The organism is Vibrio harveyi (assembly GCF_030060435.1).
Classification (GTDB): domain Bacteria; phylum Pseudomonadota; class Gammaproteobacteria; order Enterobacterales; family Vibrionaceae; genus Vibrio; species Vibrio harveyi.
Window position 1 is genome coordinate 3,202,205 of record NZ_CP125875.1, and the last position, 23,015, is coordinate 3,225,219.

26 protein-coding genes are annotated in these 23,015 nt (G+C 44.9%); 20 read left to right on the forward strand and 6 right to left on the reverse strand.

The features are described from left to right. Positions 1–58: 58 nt before the first annotated feature. The 6 genes from rhtB (at position 59) to arsJ (ending at position 5,373) form a co-directional block, all read left to right on the forward strand. On the forward strand, positions 59–673 hold the full coding sequence (gene rhtB, locus QMY49_RS15140; protein WP_005452019.1) for a homoserine/homoserine lactone efflux protein: 615 nt from the start codon (positions 59–61) through the stop codon (positions 671–673). 28 nt (positions 674–701) lie between these two features. Beyond that, entirely contained in the window at positions 702–1,925 is a 1,224-nt protein-coding gene (locus tag QMY49_RS15145) for an EAL and HDOD domain-containing protein (protein ID WP_283312224.1), read from the forward strand. Between the two features lie 102 nt (positions 1,926–2,027). Then, a complete protein-coding gene (locus tag QMY49_RS15150) occupies positions 2,028–2,363 on the forward strand; it encodes a metalloregulator ArsR/SmtB family transcription factor (protein WP_005452016.1) in 336 nt (111 codons plus the stop codon). A 27-nt stretch (positions 2,364–2,390) separates the two neighbouring features. Then, positions 2,391–3,392 carry an ArsJ-associated glyceraldehyde-3-phosphate dehydrogenase gene (locus QMY49_RS15155; RefSeq protein ID WP_005430364.1) on the forward strand — a complete coding sequence of 334 codons (1,002 nt, stop codon included), beginning with the start codon at positions 2,391–2,393 and terminating at the stop codon, positions 3,390–3,392. Between the two features lie 11 nt (positions 3,393–3,403). Beyond that, positions 3,404–3,898, forward strand: a complete 495-nt coding sequence (locus QMY49_RS15160; RefSeq protein WP_017187924.1) for a cyclin-dependent kinase inhibitor 3 family protein — start codon at positions 3,404–3,406, stop codon at positions 3,896–3,898. Between the two features lie 257 nt (positions 3,899–4,155). After that, positions 4,156–5,373 (forward strand): organoarsenical effux MFS transporter ArsJ, encoded by a 1,218-nt coding sequence (arsJ, locus tag QMY49_RS15165; RefSeq protein ID WP_038897950.1) that lies wholly within the window; start codon positions 4,156–4,158, stop codon positions 5,371–5,373. Between the two features lie 89 nt (positions 5,374–5,462). Here arsJ and QMY49_RS15170 read toward each other — a convergent pair whose 3' ends face one another. Next, on the reverse strand, positions 5,463–5,843 hold the full coding sequence (locus tag QMY49_RS15170) for a cystatin domain-containing protein (RefSeq protein WP_005438511.1): 381 nt from the start codon (positions 5,841–5,843) through the stop codon (positions 5,463–5,465). A gap of 250 nt (positions 5,844–6,093) precedes the next feature. On the opposite strand from QMY49_RS15170, the gene QMY49_RS15175 reads away from it, so the two are divergent. Further along, positions 6,094–7,107 (forward strand): acyltransferase, encoded by a 1,014-nt coding sequence (locus tag QMY49_RS15175; RefSeq protein ID WP_005452013.1) that lies wholly within the window; start codon positions 6,094–6,096, stop codon positions 7,105–7,107. A gap of 1 nt (position 7,108) precedes the next feature. On the opposite strand, the gene QMY49_RS15180 is transcribed toward QMY49_RS15175, so the two are convergent. Beyond that, complete coding sequence (locus QMY49_RS15180) at positions 7,109–7,438, reverse strand: DUF2500 domain-containing protein (RefSeq protein WP_009695938.1); 330 nt, start codon at positions 7,436–7,438, stop codon at positions 7,109–7,111. A gap of 241 nt (positions 7,439–7,679) precedes the next feature. Between QMY49_RS15180 and QMY49_RS15185 the strand changes: the two genes are divergently transcribed. From QMY49_RS15185 to QMY49_RS15200, 4 genes are all read left to right on the forward strand, one after another. Further along, the gene (locus QMY49_RS15185) at positions 7,680–8,045 is read left to right on the forward strand and encodes a hypothetical protein (RefSeq protein WP_005430355.1); all 366 of its coding nucleotides are present in this window, start codon (positions 7,680–7,682) and stop codon (positions 8,043–8,045) included. Positions 8,046–9,065: 1,020 nt separating this feature from the next. Further along, positions 9,066–9,686 (forward strand): lysoplasmalogenase, encoded by a 621-nt coding sequence (locus tag QMY49_RS15190; protein ID WP_009695934.1) that lies wholly within the window; start codon positions 9,066–9,068, stop codon positions 9,684–9,686. 69 nt (positions 9,687–9,755) lie between these two features. Then, a complete protein-coding gene (locus tag QMY49_RS15195; protein WP_005452009.1) occupies positions 9,756–9,977 on the forward strand; it encodes a YecH family metal-binding protein in 222 nt (73 codons plus the stop codon). Between the two features lie 112 nt (positions 9,978–10,089). Next, on the forward strand, positions 10,090–10,674 hold the full coding sequence (locus QMY49_RS15200; RefSeq protein WP_005452008.1) for a YhgN family NAAT transporter: 585 nt from the start codon (positions 10,090–10,092) through the stop codon (positions 10,672–10,674). A 65-nt stretch (positions 10,675–10,739) separates the two neighbouring features. Here QMY49_RS15200 and QMY49_RS15205 read toward each other — a convergent pair whose 3' ends face one another. Both QMY49_RS15205 and rsmD read right to left on the reverse strand, forming a co-directional pair. Next, positions 10,740–11,006 (reverse strand): DUF1145 domain-containing protein, encoded by a 267-nt coding sequence (locus QMY49_RS15205; RefSeq protein ID WP_009695933.1) that lies wholly within the window; start codon positions 11,004–11,006, stop codon positions 10,740–10,742. A gap of 25 nt (positions 11,007–11,031) precedes the next feature. Beyond that, complete coding sequence (gene rsmD / locus QMY49_RS15210) at positions 11,032–11,631, reverse strand: 16S rRNA (guanine(966)-N(2))-methyltransferase RsmD (RefSeq protein WP_005452007.1); 600 nt, start codon at positions 11,629–11,631, stop codon at positions 11,032–11,034. A gap of 223 nt (positions 11,632–11,854) precedes the next feature. Here rsmD and ftsY point away from each other — a divergent pair, with 223 nt between their 5' ends. The 6 genes from ftsY to glpG all read left to right on the forward strand — a co-directional run bounded on the left by ftsY (position 11,855) and on the right by glpG (position 17,380). Further along, complete coding sequence (ftsY, locus tag QMY49_RS15215; protein WP_239912378.1) at positions 11,855–13,117, forward strand: signal recognition particle-docking protein FtsY; 1,263 nt, start codon at positions 11,855–11,857, stop codon at positions 13,115–13,117. Between the two features lie 22 nt (positions 13,118–13,139). Then, complete coding sequence (gene ftsE / locus QMY49_RS15220) at positions 13,140–13,814, forward strand: cell division ATP-binding protein FtsE (RefSeq protein ID WP_005452005.1); 675 nt, start codon at positions 13,140–13,142, stop codon at positions 13,812–13,814. Further along, positions 13,804–14,772, forward strand: a complete 969-nt coding sequence (gene ftsX / locus QMY49_RS15225; protein ID WP_005452004.1) for a permease-like cell division protein FtsX — start codon at positions 13,804–13,806, stop codon at positions 14,770–14,772. The genes ftsE and ftsX overlap by 11 nt, the downstream gene beginning before the upstream one ends. A gap of 175 nt (positions 14,773–14,947) precedes the next feature. Beyond that, a complete protein-coding gene (gene rpoH / locus QMY49_RS15230) occupies positions 14,948–15,805 on the forward strand; it encodes an RNA polymerase sigma factor RpoH (RefSeq protein WP_005452003.1) in 858 nt (285 codons plus the stop codon). A gap of 412 nt (positions 15,806–16,217) precedes the next feature. Continuing rightward, entirely contained in the window at positions 16,218–16,538 is a 321-nt protein-coding gene (gene glpE, locus QMY49_RS15235; RefSeq protein WP_005452002.1) for a thiosulfate sulfurtransferase GlpE, read from the forward strand. After that, positions 16,538–17,380 (forward strand): rhomboid family intramembrane serine protease GlpG, encoded by an 843-nt coding sequence (gene glpG / locus QMY49_RS15240; RefSeq protein ID WP_283312237.1) that lies wholly within the window; start codon positions 16,538–16,540, stop codon positions 17,378–17,380. The genes glpE and glpG overlap by 1 nt, the downstream gene beginning before the upstream one ends. Positions 17,381–17,483: 103 nt before the next feature. Here the strand turns inward: glpG and QMY49_RS15245 are convergent, their stop codons facing one another. Next, positions 17,484–17,894: a flagellar basal body-associated protein FliL gene (locus tag QMY49_RS15245; protein ID WP_050923491.1), complete on the reverse strand. Its 411-nt coding sequence runs from the start codon at positions 17,892–17,894 to the stop codon at positions 17,484–17,486. 153 nt (positions 17,895–18,047) lie between these two features. Between QMY49_RS15245 and QMY49_RS15250 the strand changes: the two genes are divergently transcribed. Next, positions 18,048–18,587: a chorismate lyase gene (locus tag QMY49_RS15250; RefSeq protein ID WP_283312241.1), complete on the forward strand. Its 540-nt coding sequence runs from the start codon at positions 18,048–18,050 to the stop codon at positions 18,585–18,587. Further along, on the forward strand, positions 18,588–19,442 hold the full coding sequence (ubiA, locus tag QMY49_RS15255; protein ID WP_005451994.1) for a 4-hydroxybenzoate octaprenyltransferase: 855 nt from the start codon (positions 18,588–18,590) through the stop codon (positions 19,440–19,442). Between the two features lie 87 nt (positions 19,443–19,529). On the opposite strand, the gene plsB is transcribed toward ubiA, so the two are convergent. Further along, positions 19,530–21,956: a glycerol-3-phosphate 1-O-acyltransferase PlsB gene (gene plsB / locus QMY49_RS15260; protein WP_283312243.1), complete on the reverse strand. Its 2,427-nt coding sequence runs from the start codon at positions 21,954–21,956 to the stop codon at positions 19,530–19,532. Between the two features lie 368 nt (positions 21,957–22,324). Between plsB and lexA the strand changes: the two genes are divergently transcribed. After that, positions 22,325–22,945: a transcriptional repressor LexA gene (lexA, locus tag QMY49_RS15265; protein WP_005438488.1), complete on the forward strand. Its 621-nt coding sequence runs from the start codon at positions 22,325–22,327 to the stop codon at positions 22,943–22,945. Positions 22,946–23,015 lie beyond the last annotated feature (70 nt).

The window sequence follows — 23,015 nt, forward strand, 5'->3', positions numbered from 1 at the left end:
TTACCTGAAGATACGTTGTTTACGCGATGTATCATCGAAGAATTATTGAGGAAATGCAATGGATACCCATGTTTGGTTAGCCTATGTGGTAACTGCAATTGTTTTTAGTCTGGCTCCGGGATCTGGCACCGTCAACTCAATCAGTAATGGTTTGAGTTACGGCACGCGCAAGTCATTGGGTGCTATCGTTGGTTTACAGATTGGTTTGGCAATTCATATTGCTTTGGTTGGCGCTGGCATTGGTGCTTTAGTCGCGCAATCGGCAACGGCATTTACTGTGATCAAATGGGTTGGTGCAGCTTACCTTGTGTGGCTCGGCATTCAAAAGTGGCGTGATACATCCGGCTTGGTTGCGACCGAAAGTCACCAAACCATGTCAGGTACTTCTCTGTTGTACAAAGCCATTCTTATCAACCTGACTAACCCGAAATCGATCGTATTCTTGGTGGCACTGTTTCCACAATTTATCGATCCAGCGAAAGACCAACTAACTCAGCTGTTGGTATTGGGCGTGACGACGGTGACCATTGACGCGTTTGTGATGCTGGGCTACACCAGTTTGGCCGCACAAATGGGACGCTTTATTCGCTCAGATAAGATCATGGGCAAAATTAATAAAGTATTCGGTTCAATGTTCATGGGATGTGGTGCATTATTAGCGGCAGCTAAGTAACAAGTTATAAAAAGCACAATAATTTCGAATGAAAAACGCATATGTCGCCCGCCAGCCAATCTTTAACCGTAAAAGACAGACGCTGGGATATGAGTTGTTGTTCCGCGATGGTGAAAGTAATGCCTATCCTGCGCACATCGATTCAAACAGGGCGACATACCGATTGATAGTAGAGAACTTTCTCTCTGTCGGAACCAATCCTCTGATTGCATCTTCACGATGCTTCATTAATTTTCCTCACCAAAGTTTGCTGCGTCGGCTGCCAAGAAGCTTGCCGAAAAACAAAATCGTGGTTGAGGTACTCGAAACCTGCCAACCAACCGATGAGCTGCTTGAAGCCATTCGCGAACTGTACCGTGAAGGCTATTTGATCGCGCTTGATGACTTCACGTTGACTGACGAATGGCGTCGTTTCTTACCGTATGTCCATATCGTGAAACTCGATATCATGGCGATGGGGCTAAAAAAGGCATGCGACTTAGTTAAGAAGCACACTAAAAAGCGCACCAAATACCATTTCTTAGCTGAGCGAGTAGAAACCGAAGCTGAGTTTGAAGCGACCAAAGAGGCAGGCTTTAAATTCTTCCAAGGCTACTTCTTCAGCAAGCCTGAAGTGATGCAGACTAAATACGTGAGTCCCGAGCAAGTGTTGGCGCTCAAGCTATTTCGAGAAGTGTGTGTCCCCGATCCAGACTTTGACCGGATTGAAAACATCATTACTCAAGATGTCACGCTGTCGTACAAGTTACTGCGTTTTGTGAATACACAATCGACCACGTTAGAAGTGACCATCACTTCATTCCGCCAAGCTTTGATTTATCTTGGACAAGAAAAGCTCAAAATGTTTGTCTCACTGGTGGTTGCGTCATATATCTCCGGGCAGAAGCCGCGCGAGTTGTACAACTTATCTTTGCAACGCGCTCAATTCTGCGAAGCTATGTCGCGCTATCAACCTTTTGCACACCTCAACGAGCAGGGTTTTATGGTTGGCTTGTTATCGATTCTCGACGCCATGCTTGATTTGTCTGTGGAATCTTTAGTGGGACAGCTGCCTTTAAGTCCTTCCGTGCAGCAAGCCTTGTTGCATCGCCAAGGTGAATACGGCGCGTTGTTGGCAATTGAGGAGTGCTACGAACGTGCCGATTGGGCAGGCGTTGAGCAATTCTCCCAGCAACTCGGACTTTCTTTGGATGATGTTAAGTCTGAACTTGGTGAAGCCGTTCGCTGGAGCCAGACCTTTTCTGGCGCCTAATCTGATCAAATATTAAACTTTTATTACAGTCGAGCACGATCGCTTGACGTTATTCTATTTTTAAATAACTATATGTGCATATCCATATATAGGTATGTAAGTATGCTTCCACATCAGTTTTTCAAACTTCTTTCCGACGAGACTCGTGTGCGTTGCTTAATGCTGGTGGTTCGTGAAGGGGAAACTTGTGTTGGTGATTTAGCCCATGCGCTACAACAAAGCCAACCAAAGATTTCTCGCCATCTGGCTCAGCTAAGATCAAATGGTATTTTGGTTGATAAACGTCAGGGGCAATGGGTGTACTACGAGCTGTCAGATCAATTACCGGGATGGATGCAAAAATTGATTGATGACTTGGTAGCCTCGAACTGCTTGAAGCAAGAGTACCAAGAAGATATTTCACGTTTGCACGACAAAGCTCGCGCAGCGTGCTGTTAACCAGCGAAAGCTTAAAGGTAGAAGATTATGACGATTAAAGTAGGTATTAACGGTTTCGGTCGAATTGGTCGTTTGGCATTACGCGCAGCGTTTGATTGGCCAGAACTAGAGTTTGTACACATCAACGATGTAGCGGGTGATGCGGCGACTCTGGGTCACTTACTTGAGTTCGATTCAGTTCAAGGTCGTTGGAACCATGCAGTGCAAGTTGAAGGCACAGACATGGTGATCAACGGTAAGCGCATCACGACTTCACAAGAGCGTGATATCGATGCTGTGAACTGGGGTCAATGTGATGTTGTGATTGAAGCAACGGGCGTTCATCGCAAAACCTCATTCCTAAACAAATACCTAGAGCAAGGCGTAAAACGTGTTGTTGTTAGCGCACCAGTAAAAGAAGACGGCGTAGCTAACATCGTAGTGGGTGTGAACGACCACATCTTCGACCCTGCGCAGCACCGCATCGTAACCGCAGCGTCTTGTACAACGAACTGTATTGCACCAGTCGTGAAAGTGATTCACGAAAAACTGGGCATTGAACAATCGTCATTCACAACGATTCACGATTTAACTAACACACAAACGATTCTGGACGCGCCGCACAAAGACCTACGTCGAGCACGTGCATGTGGCATGAGCCTAATCCCAACCACAACGGGCAGTGCAAAAGCGATTGTGGAAATCTTCCCTGAGTTGAAAGACAAGATTAACGGTCACGCGGTTCGTGTTCCTCTGGCAAACGCCTCACTCACTGACATTATTTTTGATGTGAAACGTGATACCACAGCAGAAGAGGTTAACGCATTACTGAAAGAAGCTTCTGAAGGCGAGCTAAAAGGCATCCTTGGCTTTGAAGAGCGCCCATTGGTTTCTATTGATTACAAAGGCGACCAACGTTCAACTATCGTTGATGCGCAATCAACCATGGTAGTAGGTTCTCGTATGGTGAAGATTTACGCTTGGTACGATAACGAAATGGGTTACGCGACGCGTACTGCAGAATTGGTTCGTAACGTTGGTATGGCATAAGGAGCTTTAAGATGTCTCATCCTACATGGCAATTAGATTTAGAAGCGGGCGCGTTGGTACTGACTCCATGTCCAGGCACCAAAGGTGTTGAACTGCAAGCTTCGCTAGAGCAGCTACAAGCGCAAGGCGTAGAAGCAATTGTTACTGCTCTTGATAATGCTGAATTAGCAGCAAAAGACGTGTCTGCGTTGGGCGAATTAACCCAACAATTGGGCATGAAATGGTTCCAAATTGAGATTGAAGATGATTGTGCTCCGGGCGAAGAGTTCGCTGAAAAATGGTCACAAGCGAGTCCTGAACTGCACGCGATTCTTGCTCAAGGTGGTAAGGTTGCAATGCACTGCATGGGGGGCTCTGGTCGCACAGGTTTGTTCGCTGCGCACCTACTGTTAGAGAAAGATTGGGCGCTAGAAGACATCGTGCGTGAAGTGCAAGCGCTGCGTCCTGGTGCTTTCACAAAGCCTGTACAAGTTGAGTACATCGAGCGTGTAGCTCAAAACGCTTGATCAGCTTATAGAGCTTTTGGAACATCATGATCTAAAAGCTCTCTTTATGCCGTAATGGCTTACCAATTTATGTGATTCTTGTTTATTGGTTTTACATTTAACCTATTGTTTATTAATAAATAATATTTAGATTTTCATCAGTTCTTGTTTCACAATTTAACGCCAGTATTGAGATGGCTCAATGCTGGTGTTCAGGTCATAGAGCATTTGGAACATCATGATCTAAATGCTCTAAACGCTGTACATCTGAGGTCGTTATGATTTCAAAACTAAGCAAAAGTATCCGTCAGTATATGCTGGTGACGTTCAACTATTGGAACTTCACCGTGACGGATGGTGCACTACGTATGCTGGTGGTGCTTTACTTCCATGACTTAGGTTACTCAAGCTTAGCCATTGCTTCGCTGTTCCTTTTCTATGAATTTTTTGGCGTAGTGACCAACTTGGTTGGCGGCTGGCTAGGTGCTCGACTTGGTTTGAACAAAACCATGAACGTCGGCTTAGGGATGCAGATTTTCGCCTTGCTGATGCTGGCAGTGCCCAATGCTTGGTTGACCATTCCTTGGGTAATGGCGGCGCAGGCAATTTCGGGTATTGCCAAAGACTTAAATAAGATGAGTGCCAAGAGTGCGATCAAAACTTTGGTGCCAGACGAACAGCAAGGTGCACTTTATAAGTGGGTTGCGATCTTAACGGGCTCGAAGAATGCACTGAAAGGTGCGGGTTTCTTTGTTGGTGGTTTATTGCTATCAGCGTTTGGTTTCCAAACTTCGATGATCATCATGGCAAGTGTGTTGGCGATTGTCTTCGTGTGCAGTTTAGTTTGGTTAGAAGCGGATATGGGTAAGGCGAAGAGCAAACCTAAATTTCGTCAGATTTTCTCTAAGTCAGAATCGGTGAACATCCTTTCTGCAGCGCGTATGTTCCTATTTGGTGCTCGTGATGTGTGGTTTGTTGTTGCACTGCCGATTTACCTTGGCAGCGTATTTGGTTGGGATCACCTGATGGTAGGCGGCTTCCTGGCAGCTTGGGTGATTGCTTACGGATTCGTTCAAGGCTTTGCACCTCGTATTACCGGTAAAGCGCAAGGTCGAGTGCCAGATGGCAGCGCGGCATTAATTTGGGCTGGTATCCTTGCTGTTATCACTGGTGCAATTGCTTACGGCGTGCAGATTGGCTGGCAACCAGAGCTTGTTATTGTGGTGGGCTTGATGATTTTTGGTGCCGTATTTGCGGTGAACTCATCTTTGCACTCTTATCTAATCGTCAGCTACGCAAAAGGCGACGGTGTTTCATTGGATGTCGGTTTCTACTACATGGCGAATGCGATGGGACGTTTGATCGGTACGGTTCTTTCTGGTTGGATTTACCAAGAAGCAGGGCTTGCTGCATGTTTGTGGGTGTCCTTTGCCTTCTTAGCGCTGACAACGGTCATTTCTATCAAGCTACCAAAAACCAAAGTAGCTACGGCTTAAATCGATTTACGAGTTAGAAATAAAAATGGCTCCATATTGGGAGCCATTTTTGTATTTACGATTCAGTATCGCAAATCAGTAAATCTTGGTTATGGGCAAAGGCGACCTTGCTGTGCCGGTTGCGTCATTTCCATATCACCTTTTAACGAACGGTAAACGATGGTGTTCCAGACTTCACCATTGTCCATTTCGAATTCAATCGCGTAGTTAATGCCATTCACGACTTGAGTTCGTACGCTCAAGATTTCTTTTAGTTTAGCAGCGGTATTCATCTGCCCAAGAACAAAGTCGAGCGCTTGCTGAGCCTCAGGTGTTACTTCACCTTGTGACCAGCCGCCAGCAAGATTTTCCGTGCTGCAGATAGGGTTCGCTTCCGATTGCGATTGTGTTGGTGCCACGGTCTCTTCCTTTTGATTACATCCAGCTAAAGCCACTACACAAACCAGTGATGCTAATAATGTTTTCTTCATAAAGACCTCTCTTAATAATCTGTCCAGCATCCTAATGGAAAGAAACGGCTAAATCTGTTTCATATCCAAGAAAGCTTAGGGCTGGTGATCCTATTTGTACAATAGGATTTGTCGCTAACTATTGTGCAAATCAATGTTATTAGAGCTTCATAGCTGAGTTAAAAATAAGCAAAAACAGATTGTTAACTATTTAACTGAGTGAAAATTACCCTATGCTATAGACGTGAAGTTACACAAACTAGGAAAGGGTATGAGAGAAAGGGTTCTGTTTTTCGACTTATTACGTTGTGTCGCTGCTGTGGCAGTGATCGCTATTCACGTGTTAGCGCCATATCGTAATGAATTGGGCGTGATTCCATTCGATCAATGGGCGACGGCAGTCGGAGTGAACAGCGTGACGCGTTGGGCGGTGCCAGTGTTTATTTTGATAACTGGTGCATTGATGCTCAGCGATACGCGTCCTTTTGATGCCAAATACTACGTCAAACGACGTTTAGGCAAAGTGCTGGTGCCTTTTTTGGTTTGGTCGATGTTTTACGCGTATTTATCGGGTTGGACAGCGCAAGGTTTTGATTTTGCCACGGTAAAAGAAGTGGTGAGTAACAGTCCGTATCATGCAACTTATTATCACCTTGGTTTTTTCTACTACTTTATTCCACTCTATTTTGTGATTCCGTTGTTTCAATGGATGGTTCGCAATGTCGATGACAGCGTTATTTACACCTACTTAGCGCTTTGGTTGTTCACGAGCACCTTATTCCTATTCAAAATTGATGGACCATGGAGTAATCAATATTGGCTTTACATGGGGTATTTACCGTTAGGCTATGTGTTGTTTAAGAAAATTCCATTAAACCGTTCCGTTGTGACGGCGTTTACTGCGTTTGGGTTGGTGGCATTAGCAGTGACGTTTACTATGGTTGTGACCAACAGTTTAGAAGCAGACAAATACACAGTAGGGCGCTGGTTCTCATACAAAACATTGAATGTGATTCTCGCAGCATCGATGATTTTTATGTTGTGTCGTTACTTTGGAGAGGGCTTGGCACCGAAAGCGCAAAAAGTGGTGAGTTTTATTAGCCAGCACAGTTTAGGTATTTATCTTCTTCACCCAATCTTCTTATGGCCGATGAAAGCATTCGGTTGGTATCAAGGTCACCCTGCATGGGTGATTCCTGTGTGGATTGTATTGAGTGGTGCTGGAGCCTTGGCGATGAGCTATCTGTTCTCCAAGTCCGCCAAGACTCGCTGGTTGCTACCGTAGATTAGCGCTTTAAGGCGAAATGTAAGAACTTATCGCCACGGTAAGTCAGTGTGCCTTTATCACCCGGATTGAGTGCGTGGTAATAGTGCACACCGATTTGAAATTCGCGTTTTGGTCCAATCGAACCGCGTTGTACATAAATCCAATATTCTTGATCGTCTTGACCTGGCTCTGCATCCGGTACTTCTATTGCTTGTTTGTCTAAGATGGTCACTTGAGCACTTTGCTCAGGTGCATCTTCGCCAAAGTAATGTTTGCTGTAGAAGCGGAAAAACGCCCATGCGCCGAGCGCAATCAGAGCGAACAAAGCCAAAATAAGTGAGATTGGCATGATAACCTCCAATGTTTCATTGGCACCTATTTTACAGAACTCCCTGATTAAACTATGAGTTGAGATAAATTATTCGTGATCTAGTAAAAGCGTTGTAGATTTTATTCGGCGCACTTCACATTTTATATGCGTTCAAGAGCACAATTTAAAAGGAAATTTGCACCTTTTGGCTCGAAAAAGTTCTAAATTTATAGAAGAATGAAATGACTGACGAAGGAAGGGTCAAGTAAGGAGGGTTACGATGTCAGATATTGAGAAAGTAGTCATGCGTACCCGAACGATCGAGAAACTTCTGCGTACGCAATACCACGCGGAAGGGAAAGGGTTACATCAGCTTATCACTAGTTGTGAAGAGCGCTTGCCGCATGACGTTGTTGCTAAGTTGCGGTTTATTGCGACCGTAAGAAACAAGGTTGTTCACGAAGAGGATTACAAGCTGGACGATCGAAAAGGTTTCTTAGCTGCGTGCGATGCATGCGAAAAGGAGCTGACACCACGAAGTTCACGCTTTATTTGGCGAGCGGCGATTTTGTTAATGGCCTTGATTACGCTCGCTGCACTTGGTTTCTACTACATGCATTGGGACATTCTGGTTAAGCATTTGTAGACGATAAAATTTGAATAATAAAAAAGGGACGCGAAAGCGTCCCTTTTTTATTTTAAACAGTAACTTAGTACATCATTGGCAGTGTCATTAAACCAACAACCACTGCAATCATTACCAGCCCTTGTTTTTGAGAAGAAGAAATCATAACACTACCCCTAAAATCATTGATGAACTCGATGTAAATAATATAGCACTGTTTTTGAGCTTTGATCAACTTCAAAGCGGAAAAGTTTTCAAAACTCGCACTTAACTTAACTGTTTTTACCCTAAATTGACTAATAAAACTGTGTTTTTTGTGCTGTTCTTTAAGTGTTCGACTTGTTGTTTTTCTCTTCTTTTTGTTTTTAAGTATGTGATTTTAATGTGTTAAATATGAGTAATCTTATGATGAAATAGTGTTTCTTGTCTGGGTGGTGATGTTGGTTGGCTATTTTTGCTGAATTTCTCAAAAGTTGAGAAAATTAGGTTTTGTGCTAATGAAGTGAACACTTATGGACGTCTATTTCGTCTTATTTTTCCTATCTAATGAGAAAACTACAGTATCAAAAGGCTTTAGCTATAATCTACAATAGCTAAGGTTAGGTTTTTATTGCTTTTGTTGACTATTCTTTTTTATATCATGTGGTTAGGTGTGGTTGTTTGAACTTTTAACCTGAGGTTTTACTACTCTGGTAGTTACGAGTCTTGTTATGGAACGGTGTTTTTAGCTTTCTGAGTGGTCAGAGGTGGTGGATTTGGTTTTTGTGTCGGTTATTTATCCATAACGGTTGCATGGCGAACAAATTGGCGGTTTGTTTTTCAATTTATTGAAAGTCAGCGAATTTATTTCGCTGCCGTTGATTGCTTTCACTAAATCATTCACCTCAATGATTGCGAGAAAAACGATAACCATTAATTGAGTAAGTTGCGGCTACAAAATGTTGCGATTCGCTATCGAGATCCAACTTTCACTGATTGCATCTTTACATCAAGATTGGTCTACCTAGACTAGCGGCGAGATTACGTGAAAGGTGTATCGGCATGTGGAGTTGGTTAGCGATAGGGCTATCGGGGATGTATTCCGTGTTGGGGGCGAAACAAGCCAATCCAACGCAGTCTCTCACATTTAAAATCTTTACTCTGCTATTGCTGCTGATTTTGGCACTGACCGAAGGTTCTTCAGCACCACACACATATTGGATCGTTGGTGGTTTAGTGGTTTCGATGTTTGCTGACACTCTTCATTCATTTAAATCTCGCAAACCTCTTTATTTCGCGGGTTATCTCCTAGCACAAATCTGCTATAGCAAATCATTTTGGGTTCAGCTCAATGGTGACATCGTTTGGTGGTTGTTAGCTCTGCTTCTCGCAGCAAGTATCGTCGCGTTTTTCCTACTATTGCCACAATTGGATTCCATGGTCTTTCCGGTCGTGATTATGGGCATTATGCTGGTTCAACTGGCTTGGGCTGCGGGAGAGGTGTGGTTACAAGTGCCGAGCTTTGCTAGTGCGCTCGGGTTTAGCGGCACCTTAGTGATGATTTATTCCGCCTTAGCTTATGCAATACATGGTTATCGTAAGCCGATGAAACGCGCCTATGTCTGGGTGAGTGGCAGCTACTTTTTTGCTCATGCGTTAATTGTTGCCTCTATCATTTACTAACTCAGGTCAAAGTACCTCGTCTTTTTTTCAGTAAACTGGACGAATTCAACTTGATGACCGGAGTCAATAATGACTGAAATTCATGCTCACAATCTACTGAACCTACTTCGTGAAACCCCAATGAACCGTGATGAGCTTGCGGGTCACTTTGGTTCTGAGGCACGCTTTCATACCTGTAAGCTGAATGATCTAGACTTAGATGCATTGCTAGAGTTTTTGCTAAAGCGAGAAAAAGTACGCGAGCTAGAAGGTAAGTTTGTCGTAAACATGGCGCGCGTTTGCAATCACTAAGCGGCGGTTAAGCGTTGTTCTGTGAAGGCGATAAATGCATTTCGCCTTCAAACATATATTCATGTAGTCACTTTGTTATACTGGCCGCCAATTTTCCTGTCGAGGTCAGAACATGGACATTCTTTCTGCAGCGACCATGCTGTTTCTTATTATGGACCCGCTCGGCAATTTGCCGATTGTGCTATCCATTCTCAAACATCTCGATGCAAAGCGTCGTCGCAAAGTACTGATCCGTGAGTTAGTGTTTGCCTTGATGATTTTGATGCTGTTCTTATTTGCAGGGCAGAGCATCATGAGCTTCCTTCATGTTCAGCCTGAAACCTTGAGTATTTCTGGTGGTATCATTCTGTTTATCATCGCCATTAAGATGATTTTCCCAAGCGCTGGCAGCATTACTGGATTGGCTGCCGGCGAAGAGCCGTTTATTGTACCAATGGCTATCCCGATGATTGCGGGACCTTCGGTGATTGCAGCGCTGCTTTTACTTTCTTCTCAGCATCCCGATAAGATTATGGAGCTGTCTGCCGCCGTGTTAATTGCTTGGGGCGCGACTTTCTTTATTTTGATGTTCTACAGCTTCTTCCACCGTATCCTAGGAGAGCGTGGCTTAAAAGCCGTTGAGCGATTGATGGGACTACTGCTAGTGATGATATCTACCCAAATGTTCCTTGATGGGGTGAAGAGCTACATGGGCTGAGCCATTACCGAGATGATAAATACAAAAAAGCCGCTCTTATGAGCGGCTTTCGTTTATCTGTCTTATTACATCATGTGCTTACGACGAATATCGAGCAGAGCAAAAATACCAAAAATCAAAATGGAGTACTTTTCCCATGCGCTCATCTTAATCTTGTCGCCAAATGCACCAATGAAGATCGCCATTTGCAAACCGTGCATGATGAACAAGAAAGCGGTCATGATGTACAACGCAATCGCTGCTTTGCCAGGGAATGGCATAAAGAAGTTGAGGATCAACACGAACCAGACAAAGGCGATGGCCGCTTTAGCCATTATCAATAATGCTTTCATTTAACTATCCTTTTAAATCGAGGCTTTAAGCTGGTGAGCGTTCGTATAAACGGTAGCTCACTTGACCTGCGGTTTTCTCGCGGTGTAGGTGCCAGCTCTCTGGTAGCCCAGCAATGTTCAGCTCTTTTTCAGTTTCAATATAAATCATCGCATCTTCAGCAAGCCAGCCGTTTTGCTCTAGCAAGGTCACGGTTTCATCCAATAATCCTTTGCGGAATGGCGGATCGATGAATACTACGTGGTGAGGTGTCCCTGGTTGCTGCAAAAAGCTAATTGCATCAGTGTTCACTACTTGAATGTTGTTGGCATTCAAGGAAGTTACGTTCTTTTGCAGTTGCTGAAATGCTTGTGGATTTAGCTCAATCATAGTTACTTGGTCAGCTTGGCGTGAAGCTGATTCAAAGCCTAAACCGCCTGAGCCCGCAAACAAGTCGAGACACTTCGCCTGCGGTACATCTTGAGCTAACCAGTTAAACAGGGTTTCTTTTACGCGATCCGTGGTTGGGCGTAAGCCCTCTGCATCATGAACAGGGAGCTTTCTACCTCTCCATAACCCACTAATAATGCGTACAAAGCCCGTTGTTGGCGTTTTTTGTGATGAGTTTTGCTGGCGACGTCTTACCATAGATTTTTTGACCGCTAATAAAGTGATACTATACCCAATCGCCCAAGCTTTGAGCTTGGATACAGCCCAGAATATTCAAGATGACAGAGTGTAACACTAATAAGATTAGATTTACCTAATTGGAAAGTTTTCACAACTTTGTCATTCGCCTTTTCTGTAAAGTTAATATTCTTGTCAGAAAAGAGTCATTAATAGATAAGAAGACAATCTAGGATAGCCCCAGATGACGGAAAAAAAGAAGCGCGGATTACTTTCGTGGCTCGGTTTTGGTGATGAAGAGCAAAGCCAAAAACCGACAACTGAAGAATCAGTAAAAGAAGAAGCAGCGGAAGCTCCTGCCGCCGAGCAACAACCAACAGAAGACGTTGCCGAGCAAGCAGAAGAAAAAACAGCGGTTGAAGCGGAGCCGGAGAAAGCCGAGGCTGCCCCAGCAGAAGCAGAAGCAGAAGCAGAAGCAGAAGCAGAAGCAGAAGCAGAAGCAGAAGCAGAAGCAGAAGCAGAAGCAGAAGCAGAAGAGCCACAAGTACCAGTTGCACCTCGCGTTCAAGAACAAGAAAAACCAACCGAGAGCTTCTTTGCTCGCCTGAAGCGTAGCCTAAGCCGCACAAAAGCAAACATCGGTGCGGGTTTCTTTGGTTTGTTCAGCGGTAAGAAGATCGATGATGACCTTTTCGAAGAGCTAGAAGAACAACTGTTGATTGCTGATGTAGGCATGGAAACCACCACAAAAATCATCAACAATCTGACTGAAAAAGCCTCTCGCGGTGATCTTAAAGATGGTGAAGCGCTTTATGGCCTGCTGAAAGAAGAGATGGCAGAAATCCTTGCGAAAGTAGAACAGCCTCTCGAAATCGACAGCAGCAAAACCCCTTACGTTATCTTAATGGTTGGCGTGAACGGTGTCGGTAAAACCACCACAATCGGTAAGCTGGCGAAGCAATTCCAAAACCAAGGTAAGAAAGTCATGCTTGCGGCGGGTGATACCTTCCGTGCGGCAGCGGTTGAGCAGCTACAAGTATGGGGTGAGCGTAATAACGTTCCTGTGATTGCTCAGCACACTGGCGCGGACAGTGCCTCGGTTATCTATGATGCGATTGAAGCGGCAAAAGCGCGTGGCGTCGATGTCGTGATTGCCGATACTGCAGGTCGTCTACAAAACAAAGCGAACCTAATGGAAGAGCTGCGTAAGATTGTACGTGTAATGAAGAAGATTGATGACTCAGCGCCACACGAGATCATGCTGACGCTAGATGCAGGTACAGGTCAAAATGCAATTAGCCAAGCGAAACTTTTCAGTGATGTTGCCCCTCTAACCGGGATTACATTGACTAAGCTGGATGGTACAGCGAAAGGTGGCGTGATCTTCGCTATCGCTGATCAGTTCGAAATCCCAATTCGCTACATTGGTGTAGGCGAAGGCATCGAAGACTTGCGTCCATTTGAAACTCAAGAGTTCATTGACGCTCTGTTTAGTCGTGAAGAGTAACAAGAGTTAGAGGAAATCAACGGTGATCAAATTTCAGCAAGTGAGCAAAGCTTACCGAGGTGGTCGACAAGCCTTACAGAAAGTCGATTTTCACCTTCGACGCGGAGAAATGGCGTTTTTAGGTGGGCATTCCGGGGCAGGTAAAAGTACCTTGTTGAAACTGATATGTGCGATAGAGCGACCAACCGATGGCAAAATCCATTTCAATGGTCACGATATCACTCGTATCCCAAACAAAGACATTCCCTTCTTGCGTCGCAATATCGGGATTGTTTTCCAAGATCACCGTCTATTGATGGATCGCAGTGTGTTCGACAACGTTGCACTGCCGATGCGCATCGAATCGATTTCTGAAAACGAAATCAAACGCCGTGTTTCTGCGGCGTTGGATAAAACGGGCTTGTTAGATAAAGCCCGTTGTTTGCCAAGTCAACTTTCGGGTGGTGAACAACAACGTGTTGGTATTGCACGCGCTGTCGTAAACCGACCAACTCTACTGGTGGCCGATGAGCCAACTGGTAACCTTGATCCAGAGCTGTCTAACCGTGTGTTACGATTGTTTGAAGAATTTAACCGTGCTGGCGTAACGATTCTCCTTGCGACGCACGATATCGGGTTAGTAAACACTCGCCCACAATATCGCCATTTTGAATTGAACCAAGGCTTCCTAAGTGAGGTAGAAGACTATGGTAGGTAACAAGCGCACCCAGAAGAAAGGGAAAGGTCGCAGTGCCAAGCGTGCAAATACCGATGGTTTTTTCTCTGTCCATGCAAAACAAGCAAAATCTTCTTTTGGCGCGTTATGGCGTCGTCCTTTAGGTAACATTCTTACCTTAGCTGTTATTTCAGTGGCATTAGCGATGCCTGCTTGCTTGTACTTGCTGGGTAAAAACGTGGCGAGCGCAGCACAAGATGTCGCTTCACCATCGCAAGTTAGTGCTTACTTAGTAGAAGGCATGCCTGATGCGCGTGTGATGGTGTTAAAAGACCAAATCGAAACGTGGCCTTTGGTAAAAGAGGTGGAATATATTTCGCCGCAACAAGGTCTATCTGATTTAAGCCAATATGCTGGCTTTGACCAAGCGTTGAGTCTGTTGAGTGGTTACGCACTACCAGGCGTGTTGGTGATCACACCTGATTCAGAAGTAAAGAGTGATATTCAGTCGATAGCCAAGCAAGTCCGTGAGCAACAAGACGTTACTGACGTTAGGCTCGATGAAGATTGGCTGGCGCGTCTTGATGCCATAAAAACCCTTGCTGGCATTATTGTCATCACCCTGACAATACTGATGTTAGGTGCTGTATTTTTAATCGTCGGCAATACATTGCGCTTTAATGTGCTGGCGAACAAAGAAGAGATTCAAACCATGAAGCTGATTGGTGCGACCGACGGTTTCATTCTGCGTCCTTACTTGTACACGGGTATGTGGTTCGGTGTGCTGGGGGCGAGCATTGCTTGGTTAGTCACCGCATTGATTACTGTGGTGATGAACAATGCCGTTGAGCAATTGGCTTCACTATACGACAGTCAGTTCCGCTTGATTGGTCTGAGTTGGGATGAATCTCTGCTATTAATTATCACTGGTAGTTTGCTGGGTTGTATCGCCGCACGAGTATCCGCGCAGCGTCATCTAAAAGAAATTGAACCAGTTTAGGTGATAAAGGTCTTATACTTGGAATTTATTAGCACAAGCTAATTTTTACCTCTTGTTTAGACAATTTGTTTATGGATAATTACTCGCCCTTCTTGAAACTTGTTCATTTTAAGTTCAAGATGACCAAGCTAAATTGCAATGTAATGCTCCAGATCAGAGATTGATGAGGAATTGAATGACAAAAGAAGCGTATCCGATGGCTCTAGTCACGCAAGATAGCCTTGATAGCTATATCCGTTCTGTAAACAGCTACCCAATGCTAACTGCAGACGAAGAGCGTGAGCTTGCAGAACGATTACACTACAAGGGTGAAATTGACGCGGCGAAAGGCCTTATCTTGTCACACCTACGATTCGTTGTTCACGTTGCTCGTGGCTACTCAGGCTACGGTTTGCCAATGGCAGATCTAGTACAAGAGGGCAATATCGGTCTTATGAAAGCGGTTAAGCGTTTTAACCCTGAAGTGGGTGTACGTTTGGTTTCTTTCGCTGTTCACTGGATCAAAGCTGAAATCCATGAATACGTATTGCGTAACTGGCGTATTGTTAAGATCGCGACAACCAAAGCGCAACGTAAGCTGTTCTTCAATCTACGTAAGTCGAAAAAGCGTCTAGGTTGGTTCAATAACGGTGAAGTTGAAACCGTAGCTCGTGAGCTAGGTGTCGAGCCTTCAGAAGTACGTGAAATGGAATCGCGTCTAGCGGCAGTGGACTCAACGTTCGATATGCCAATGGATGACGACGACAATGTAAACTCGTACACAGCGCCAATGTTGTACCTAGAGGACAAATCGTCTGATGTAGCAGATAATATTGAAGCTGCTAACTGGGAAACGCATACTAATAATCGTTTAGGCCACGCTCTTGCGAGTTTGGATGAGCGTAGTCAACGTATTGTCCGTTCTCGTTGGTTGGATGACGAGAAAGCAACACTTCAAGATCTAGCGGATGAGTTTGGTGTATCTGCCGAGCGTATTCGTCAGTTAGAAAAGAACGCGATGAAGAAACTGAAACTTGCTGTTGGTGAGTTCTAACTTTCGCTTCTAATCTAAAGTAAGATTTTCATAGAAAGCCGAGATCATGTGATCTCGGCTTTTTTGTTTTCGATCGAAAATCGATAGTGTTTGCGATCTAATTTATCTGTGCTACCTGTGTATAACTCTGTGAAGTAATTATTCATCAACTGTTCGAAAGCCGGACTAAATAAGGCTTAGGCGTAGTTTTTTACTTGGGGATAGTTGTAAGTATACACACAGTTAGATCAGGATCATTACTACATCTTGTGGATCAAATGATCCAAATATACTTTATCAACGCAATTCACAGATTTATCCACAAACGGTGCGAATGTGTACAGCTTTCAATGACCTGACTATCTCTGTGTCTAAGTTTGGCTTTGGATAGGTTACAATGGCGTCAATAACGAAAACGACATAGAGAAAGTAAATGGACCAGTTTCAACATATCGATGTTCAAGGCGCTCAGGCATTGCTCGAACAAGGTGAAGCAAAACTTGTAGATATTCGTGACCCTCAATCTTTTGCTGTCGCGCATGCAGAATCCGCTTTTCATCTGACTAATGATTCGATCGTTCCTTTCATGGACGATGTGGAATTCGAACAACCAATCCTAGTGATGTGCTATCACGGCATCAGTAGCCAAGGTGCGGCCCAATATTTGGTTAACCAAGGCTTCGAACAGGTGTACAGTGTGGATGGCGGCTTTGAAGCCTGGCAACGAGCAGAACTACCGATAGTGAGAAGTTAATGAAGAGATTGGTAACGTTAAATAATCCACGTATGGCGCAAGCCTTCATTGATTACATGGCATCACGCAAGATTGATATTCAGATGATGCCGGAAGGTGAAGGACAGTTTGCACTTTGGCTGACGGATGCGCAGCATGAAATTGAAGTCGAAGCCGAGCTAAAACAATTCTTAGCCAATCCATCAGCGTCGAAATATAGCGCCGCTTCGTGGGACGTTGCCGATACTCGTAAGAGCAAATTTCATTATTCCAGCCCGAGCATTATGGGTATGGTGAAGGCTAAGGCGGGCCCAGTGACCTTGCTGATCATGGTTGTCTGTGCCGTTATCTACTTTTTGCAGATGTTCGGCTTTGGTGATGGTGTGTTTGCTTTATTGCATTTTCCTGCGTTCGAAGGGCAGCAATGGCAGCTCTGGCGCTGGGTTAGCCATGCGTTATTGCACTTTTCTGTTACCCATATTGTGTTCAACCTCTTGTGGTGGTGGCAATTGGGAGGCGATATCGAGCGCCGTTTAAGCTCTGGAAAGTTACTGCAAATCTTCCTTATTTCTGCAGCGCTCTCCGGCGCGGGTCAGTTTTATGTTGAAGGAGCAAACTTCGGCGGTTTATCTGGTGTGGTTTATGCGCTACTTGGTTACTTGTGGATCCTTGGTTACCGTTGTCCACATCTTGGCTTAACACTTCCTAAACCTATTATTGGCTTTATGCTGGCGTGGTTGGTTCTTGGCTATGTTCAACCATTTATGGCGATTGCCAACACGGCCCACTTAGTTGGCTTACTTTCTGGTATGGCGATAGCGTTGTTTGATTCTGGTAAACAGAAATACCAACAAACCTCCTAAGTTAATGATTTACAGACACCAACAAAAAGACCACCAATCGGTGGTCTTTTGTTTATCTGTCTTTCGTTTAATAGGAGCAGCTCGTCAGCTTTAACTGTTCATATTATTGGTAAAGGTATTTGGTAAACAGCAAATCAGCGATGATGGTTTTACCCGTCTCTGGTAGTAGGGTTTCATTGAGTTCTTTCACCAACGTTTTGCGCAGATCCTCACGACCAGATAAAGACTTAATCGTATCTTCTGTTTGTTTACCCAATAGTTCAATCACCGCATCTCGGATCAATGGTTGGTGGTGTTCGACAACGGCGAGGTCTTGTTGACTCATTACCATGATATCGATACGCACCTGTACATAACCCAGTTTATTACCCTTGGTATAGAAGTTCGTAGTTAAATCGGGTTCGAGCGTAAAGTAGGCTAACTTAGGTGCTGCCTCTTCAGATTCAGCCCAACTCGGTGCTGAAATAAGCAGACTTAGCGTGAAAATAATTTGGGCTATATAACGTTTGTACATATTTCTAACTTTTCTTTCTCTGGATCGCGATATTCGAATCGCTTCAGTCTTGATACAATAGACCGTCTATAACAAATAACGGAACTTACAGTTTCAATAAGACGGTAAGTTGTTGCTTTATTGTACGCATAAAGCCTCCAATTGAATACTAGTATGAATCAGCCGACATCACTCTATCTTACTTCTTTATTGGGAGTAGAGTGGCAAAACCCCGAAGATTTTGAATTCCCTAACGAATTCGCCAAGCATTGGCTTGAAGAAAAGGGCTCTTTGTCACGTCGTTTAGGTCAGCACTGCCAACGCTTAACAGTGGAATTGCTGCACAATCAGATCGTCACTGCCAAGACGTTAAAACAGGATGAGAGCCAGCTATTGTCTGAGCAAGATTGCCTACTGAGAGAGGTGATTTTATGTGGCGACAATACAGATTGGGTCATTGGACGCACGCTCATTCCTCGTTCAACCTTGGTCGATCAACAGTATGACTTAGCTCAGCAAGGAGATATTCCGCTGGGCTTAACTGTGTTCAGCGCCGATAACGTTGAACGCGATGCTCTGCAAATGGGATGGGTTAATTTGCCACAGGGGCGCCTTTTAGCGCGACGCTCAAGACTGTGGATGAATCACAAACCCATGCTGGTTGCTGAGCTATTCTTACCCAATTCACCAGTTTACGCTAAGGAGAAGGTGTAAATGTCCGCAGAAAAAGCCAAAGCATATTGGCAACTGATGCGAATGGATCGCCCAATTGGCTCACTCTTGTTATTGTGGCCGACGGTTTGGGCACTTGTAATTGCCGCCCAGGGCATGCCAAGTTGGAATGTACTCATCGTGTTTGTGTTAGGTGTATTCCTAATGCGAAGCGCCGGTTGTGTGATTAACGATTTTGCTGACCGTAAAGTTGATGGTCATGTGAAACGTACCAAGCAGCGTCCTTTACCCTCAGGCAAAGTGACCTCGAAAGAAGCGATTGGTCTGTTTTTAGTTCTAGGTATCAGCTCTTTCTTATTGGTGCTGACCATGAACCCGCTGACGATCAAGCTATCCTTTGCTGGTATCTTTTTAGCGTTCATTTATCCATTTATGAAGCGTTACACCCATTTGCCTCAGCTGTTTTTAGGTTTGGCTTTTAGTTGGGCGATTCCGATGGCATGGGCAGCACAAACAGGCGAATTGCCTTGGATTGTGTGGTTTGTGTTTGTGATTAACGCTTTGTGGACCATTGCTTACGATACTCAATATGCGATGGTCGACCGTGATGATGATTTAAAGATTGGTATCAAATCAACGGCTATCTTGTTCGGGCGTCACGATAAGCTGGTGATTGGTGTTCTGCAGTTGATTACCTTGGCGATGTTAGTGTTGCTTGGTCAACATTACGAACTTGGGCAAAGCTACTATTGGACGATTTTGGTTGCGGCTTCTTTGTTTGTATACCAGCAACACTTGATTCGCCACCGAGAGCGCGACTTGTGCTTCAGAGCCTTTCTTAACAACAACTATGTGGGAATGGTGATTGCGGTCGGTCTGTTTATCGCTTTCTGGTAACGGCATAGTACAAACACTCAGATTGAAAAAAGCATCCGATTGGATGCCTTTTGTGTTTTGGTCGAGTGGGTATCGAGCTTAAGCGAACTATGCTTGCAGCTGGTGGATACTCTCTTCGATGGTCAACTTCACTTCTGGGTAAAGCAGAGCAAACAGCAGTTTGGCAAATTGCTGTGTCTTCTCAAGGTCACAGTTACCGTCGCTATCTAGATATTGTTGCTCTTTCAGCGTATTGAACATTGCAGTAAATACGCCTTTATCGAAGAACTCTGGTGCGTTGATGCCGTGCAGACGACCCAAACGCTGTGCAATATCTTGGCTCTTCTGCTCAAGGTCAGATTTACCCAGCTCTTGGTCTGCTACCAGTAGGTTCATTGCGATAGAGTAACGTTGCAGTGTTTCTGTGATAGTACGCCCCAACAGAACCAATGATTGGTTGTTTGACTGGTTAATTTCCAGTTTGTCACCATCTTGGCAAACCATCTTCTGTTCAATGAACTCGTTCAAGATCTTCACGACTAGCTCGTTCAACTCTTCTTCCTTGTAGCTTAGGAACAGCTCTTTTTTCAGGAATGGGTAGATTTGAGCGACGTTTTCTTGAATTTTCTCTACGGTCACGTTGCGCTGACGAATAATCATCTGAGCAATCAATGACGGTAGGGCGAACAGGTGAATGATGTTGTTGCGGTAGTAAGTCATCAGAATCGACTGGCTACGATCCAGCGAAATGATGTCACCCATGGTGTCAGTTTCAATCACAAACTTATCAAGTGAGATAGCGTGATCCACCAACTCTTCAGCCGTTTCTGTTGGAACCGTTGAAGTGTTTGAGTATGGGTTGTTCTTAAGTAGCTCCAGGTAGCATTCAATCTGGTTGATCAAAGAGTCACGAGACAATGCACGCTGACGAGACGCCAATAGCGCGGTCGCACATAGAGTTAGCGCGTTAGTCGCTGCCGCGTCGTTAATGTGCGTCATCATCTTGTTTGCCAGACCGTTCACCACAGGGTTCATCCATTGTGGCTTGCTGCCGCCCATGCGATCGATGTCTTTCGTCCACTCAGGAGCGTGTTCATTCAGGTATTGGTTTAGCTGAATCGGCTCACCGAAGTTAACGTAACCAAGACCAAAGTTGCGCAGCTTACGCAGAGTACGCAGCACAAGACCTGCGTTTTCTTTCTCTTTGCGTGAACCTCGAAGCTCTTTGGCGTAAGTACCTACTTCCATTACGTGCTCGTAACCGATGTAAACAGGCACCAATGTTACTGGACGGTTTAGACCGCGTAGCATGGCTTGAATCGTCATTGCCAACATACCGGTTTTTGCTTGAAGTAGACGACCAGTACGTGAACGACCACCTTCACTGAAGTACTCAACCGAGTAACCTTTAGCAAACAGCTCTGATAGGTACTCACGGAAAATCGTGGAGTACAGCTTATTGCCTTTAAAGCTACGACGAATAAAGAACGCACCACCACGACGGAAGATTGGACCCGCTGGGAAGAAGTTCAGGTTGATACCCGCAGCAATATGCGGTGGCACCATACCTTCATGGTATAGAACGTAAGAAAGCAGTAGGTAGTCCATGTGACTGCGGTGACATGGTACGTACACGATCTCATGACCATCTTGCGCTAGGCGACGAACAGTCGAAGCGTTGTTTATGTGTAGACCTTGGTACAGCTTCGTCCACAACCAGCCAAGAATACGATCGCCGTTTTTCACCAAGCCATAAGAGAAGTCCGCTGCAATCTCATCCATGATGTCATGGGCTTCTTTGCGTGCTTTCTCGATAGAAATGTTTTTGCTTTGCGCTTCGTCTTCAATCGCTTTTTCGATTGCTGGCGATTTCATTAAGCGTGCAAACAGCACTTGGCGTTGAGGCAGGTTTGGACCCGATGCCGCGAGCTTCTGACGAGAGAAGTGGATACGTGCAACGCGCGCTAGCTTGTGTGCAATAGCGCTGTCGGTACCGTGAGAGTCTGCCATGTAACGCAGTGAAACCACTGGGCTAAAGCGCACCAAACAGTCACGACCTGCTGCCATTACCGCTTTTGCTTTTTGCGGACCGTTCATTGGTTGCAGGTACGGCTTATGGTTTTCTTCTTTACCTGGCTTACGACCCCAAAGTACGGTCGCTGGAATCATTTGTACGTCTAGCTCGCTATCGAGCTTGTGCAATTCAAGTAAATCAGTAAACAGAGAAACAGACTCACTCGGTACGTCGTTATCATTGCTCATCACGGTTGGACGAGAGGCAATAAACACGTAACGAGTCAGTTTTTTGCCATTGATTTCTAGCGGGCTAAGCGGGTCTGGGAGACCAAGGCTCAAAGCTTGTTTTTGTAGTGTCAGCAAATCCACGTTCGAACGGAACGGTAAGGCGTACACAATCGGTTTCGCTAGGTCGATGTTGAGATCGTCAATCGGATTCGATGGGATTGTGGTGCCCTTTACCATTACCGATAAAGGTAGTTTTAGTAATGAACGTGAAAATGATTGTCCAGAAGACATAAAGTTCACAGCCTCAATAGGTATTCAAACAAGCCTAACCTTATTTCTGCGTCCGCTTTCCCTTCTTCTATAGGAAAGGAAATAGATACGGCTATAGAAATAAGCCTAGGCGATAAATTTTAAGCGCAGCAAGGATACCAGAAACTGGTCAAACCTTTTAATTTTATTGAGCGGAAATTAGTCGAACCCCTAGGTTGTTGCTTTCATTAGACGAATTGGCTATTGCGCGTTTAAAACGCATGTTCACTTGAGGTTTGTGGGTGGGATCTGAAACTGGCGCAAATAAATTAAAAAACAACCAATTGGGTTTTCATTTGTTCATTTACTGGATATACTCACAGTTAACTGTATAAAAAGACAGGTGACATATGAAGCCGTTAACGCCACGCCAACAACAAGTCTTCGATTTGATTAAAAGCAAAATCGAAGACACCGGAATGCCACCAACTCGTGCAGAGATTGCGCGTGAGCTTGGCTTCCGCTCTGCGAATGCCGCAGAAGAACACCTAAAAGCGCTTGCTCGTAAACAAGCGATTGAAATTATTCCAGGCGCATCTCGCGGGATCCGAATCCTACTCGAAGATGCGGCAAACGACGATCAAGGTCTGCCTTTGATTGGTCAAGTTGCTGCTGGTGAGCCGATTCTGGCTCAAGAGCATGTGGAGTCTCACTACCAAGTGGACCCTGCGATGTTCAAACCAAAAGCAGATTTCTTACTTCGCGTAAACGGCGAAAGTATGAAAGACATCGGTATTATGGACGGCGACTTGCTGGCTGTGCACAAAACTCAAGATGTGCGCGACGGTCAAGTTGTGGTTGCACGTGTTGATGATGATGTGACGGTGAAGCGTTTAGAGCGTAAAGGTTCTACAGTTCTACTGCATGCAGAGAATGAAGAGTTTTCACCAATCCAAGTTGACCTAACATCGCAACACCTGACGATTGAAGGTCTGGCGGTTGGCATCATCCGTAACACTGACTGGATGTAGGTTTCTTACCTCAAGCATTCTAATAAAGCCCAGCGTTCTGCTGGGCTTTGTGTTTTCTGCACTTTCTATT

Coding starts and splice junctions, on each gene's coding strand:
- rhtB (WP_005452019.1), top strand. CDS start 59: ATGGATACCCATGTTTGGTTAGCCTATGTGGTAACTGCAATTGTTTTT.
- QMY49_RS15145 (WP_283312224.1), top strand. CDS start 702: ATGAAAAACGCATATGTCGCCCGCCAGCCAATCTTTAACCGTAAAAGA.
- QMY49_RS15150 (WP_005452016.1), top strand. CDS start 2,028: ATGCTTCCACATCAGTTTTTCAAACTTCTTTCCGACGAGACTCGTGTG.
- QMY49_RS15155 (WP_005430364.1), top strand. CDS start 2,391: ATGACGATTAAAGTAGGTATTAACGGTTTCGGTCGAATTGGTCGTTTG.
- QMY49_RS15160 (WP_017187924.1), top strand. CDS start 3,404: ATGTCTCATCCTACATGGCAATTAGATTTAGAAGCGGGCGCGTTGGTA.
- arsJ (WP_038897950.1), top strand. CDS start 4,156: ATGATTTCAAAACTAAGCAAAAGTATCCGTCAGTATATGCTGGTGACG.
- QMY49_RS15170 (WP_005438511.1), bottom strand. CDS start 5,843: ATGAAGAAAACATTATTAGCATCACTGGTTTGTGTAGTGGCTTTAGCT.
- QMY49_RS15175 (WP_005452013.1), top strand. CDS start 6,094: ATGAGAGAAAGGGTTCTGTTTTTCGACTTATTACGTTGTGTCGCTGCT.
- QMY49_RS15180 (WP_009695938.1), bottom strand. CDS start 7,438: ATGCCAATCTCACTTATTTTGGCTTTGTTCGCTCTGATTGCGCTCGGC.
- QMY49_RS15185 (WP_005430355.1), top strand. CDS start 7,680: ATGTCAGATATTGAGAAAGTAGTCATGCGTACCCGAACGATCGAGAAA.
- QMY49_RS15190 (WP_009695934.1), top strand. CDS start 9,066: ATGTGGAGTTGGTTAGCGATAGGGCTATCGGGGATGTATTCCGTGTTG.
- QMY49_RS15195 (WP_005452009.1), top strand. CDS start 9,756: ATGACTGAAATTCATGCTCACAATCTACTGAACCTACTTCGTGAAACC.
- QMY49_RS15200 (WP_005452008.1), top strand. CDS start 10,090: ATGGACATTCTTTCTGCAGCGACCATGCTGTTTCTTATTATGGACCCG.
- QMY49_RS15205 (WP_009695933.1), bottom strand. CDS start 11,006: ATGAAAGCATTATTGATAATGGCTAAAGCGGCCATCGCCTTTGTCTGG.
- rsmD (WP_005452007.1), bottom strand. CDS start 11,631: ATGGTAAGACGTCGCCAGCAAAACTCATCACAAAAAACGCCAACAACG.
- ftsY (WP_239912378.1), top strand. CDS start 11,855: ATGACGGAAAAAAAGAAGCGCGGATTACTTTCGTGGCTCGGTTTTGGT.
- ftsX (WP_005452004.1), top strand. CDS start 13,804: ATGGTAGGTAACAAGCGCACCCAGAAGAAAGGGAAAGGTCGCAGTGCC.
- rpoH (WP_005452003.1), top strand. CDS start 14,948: ATGACAAAAGAAGCGTATCCGATGGCTCTAGTCACGCAAGATAGCCTT.
- glpE (WP_005452002.1), top strand. CDS start 16,218: ATGGACCAGTTTCAACATATCGATGTTCAAGGCGCTCAGGCATTGCTC.
- glpG (WP_283312237.1), top strand. CDS start 16,538: ATGAAGAGATTGGTAACGTTAAATAATCCACGTATGGCGCAAGCCTTC.
- QMY49_RS15245 (WP_050923491.1), bottom strand. CDS start 17,894: ATGTACAAACGTTATATAGCCCAAATTATTTTCACGCTAAGTCTGCTT.
- QMY49_RS15250 (WP_283312241.1), top strand. CDS start 18,048: ATGAATCAGCCGACATCACTCTATCTTACTTCTTTATTGGGAGTAGAG.
- ubiA (WP_005451994.1), top strand. CDS start 18,588: ATGTCCGCAGAAAAAGCCAAAGCATATTGGCAACTGATGCGAATGGAT.
- plsB (WP_283312243.1), bottom strand. CDS start 21,956: ATGTCTTCTGGACAATCATTTTCACGTTCATTACTAAAACTACCTTTA.
- lexA (WP_005438488.1), top strand. CDS start 22,325: ATGAAGCCGTTAACGCCACGCCAACAACAAGTCTTCGATTTGATTAAA.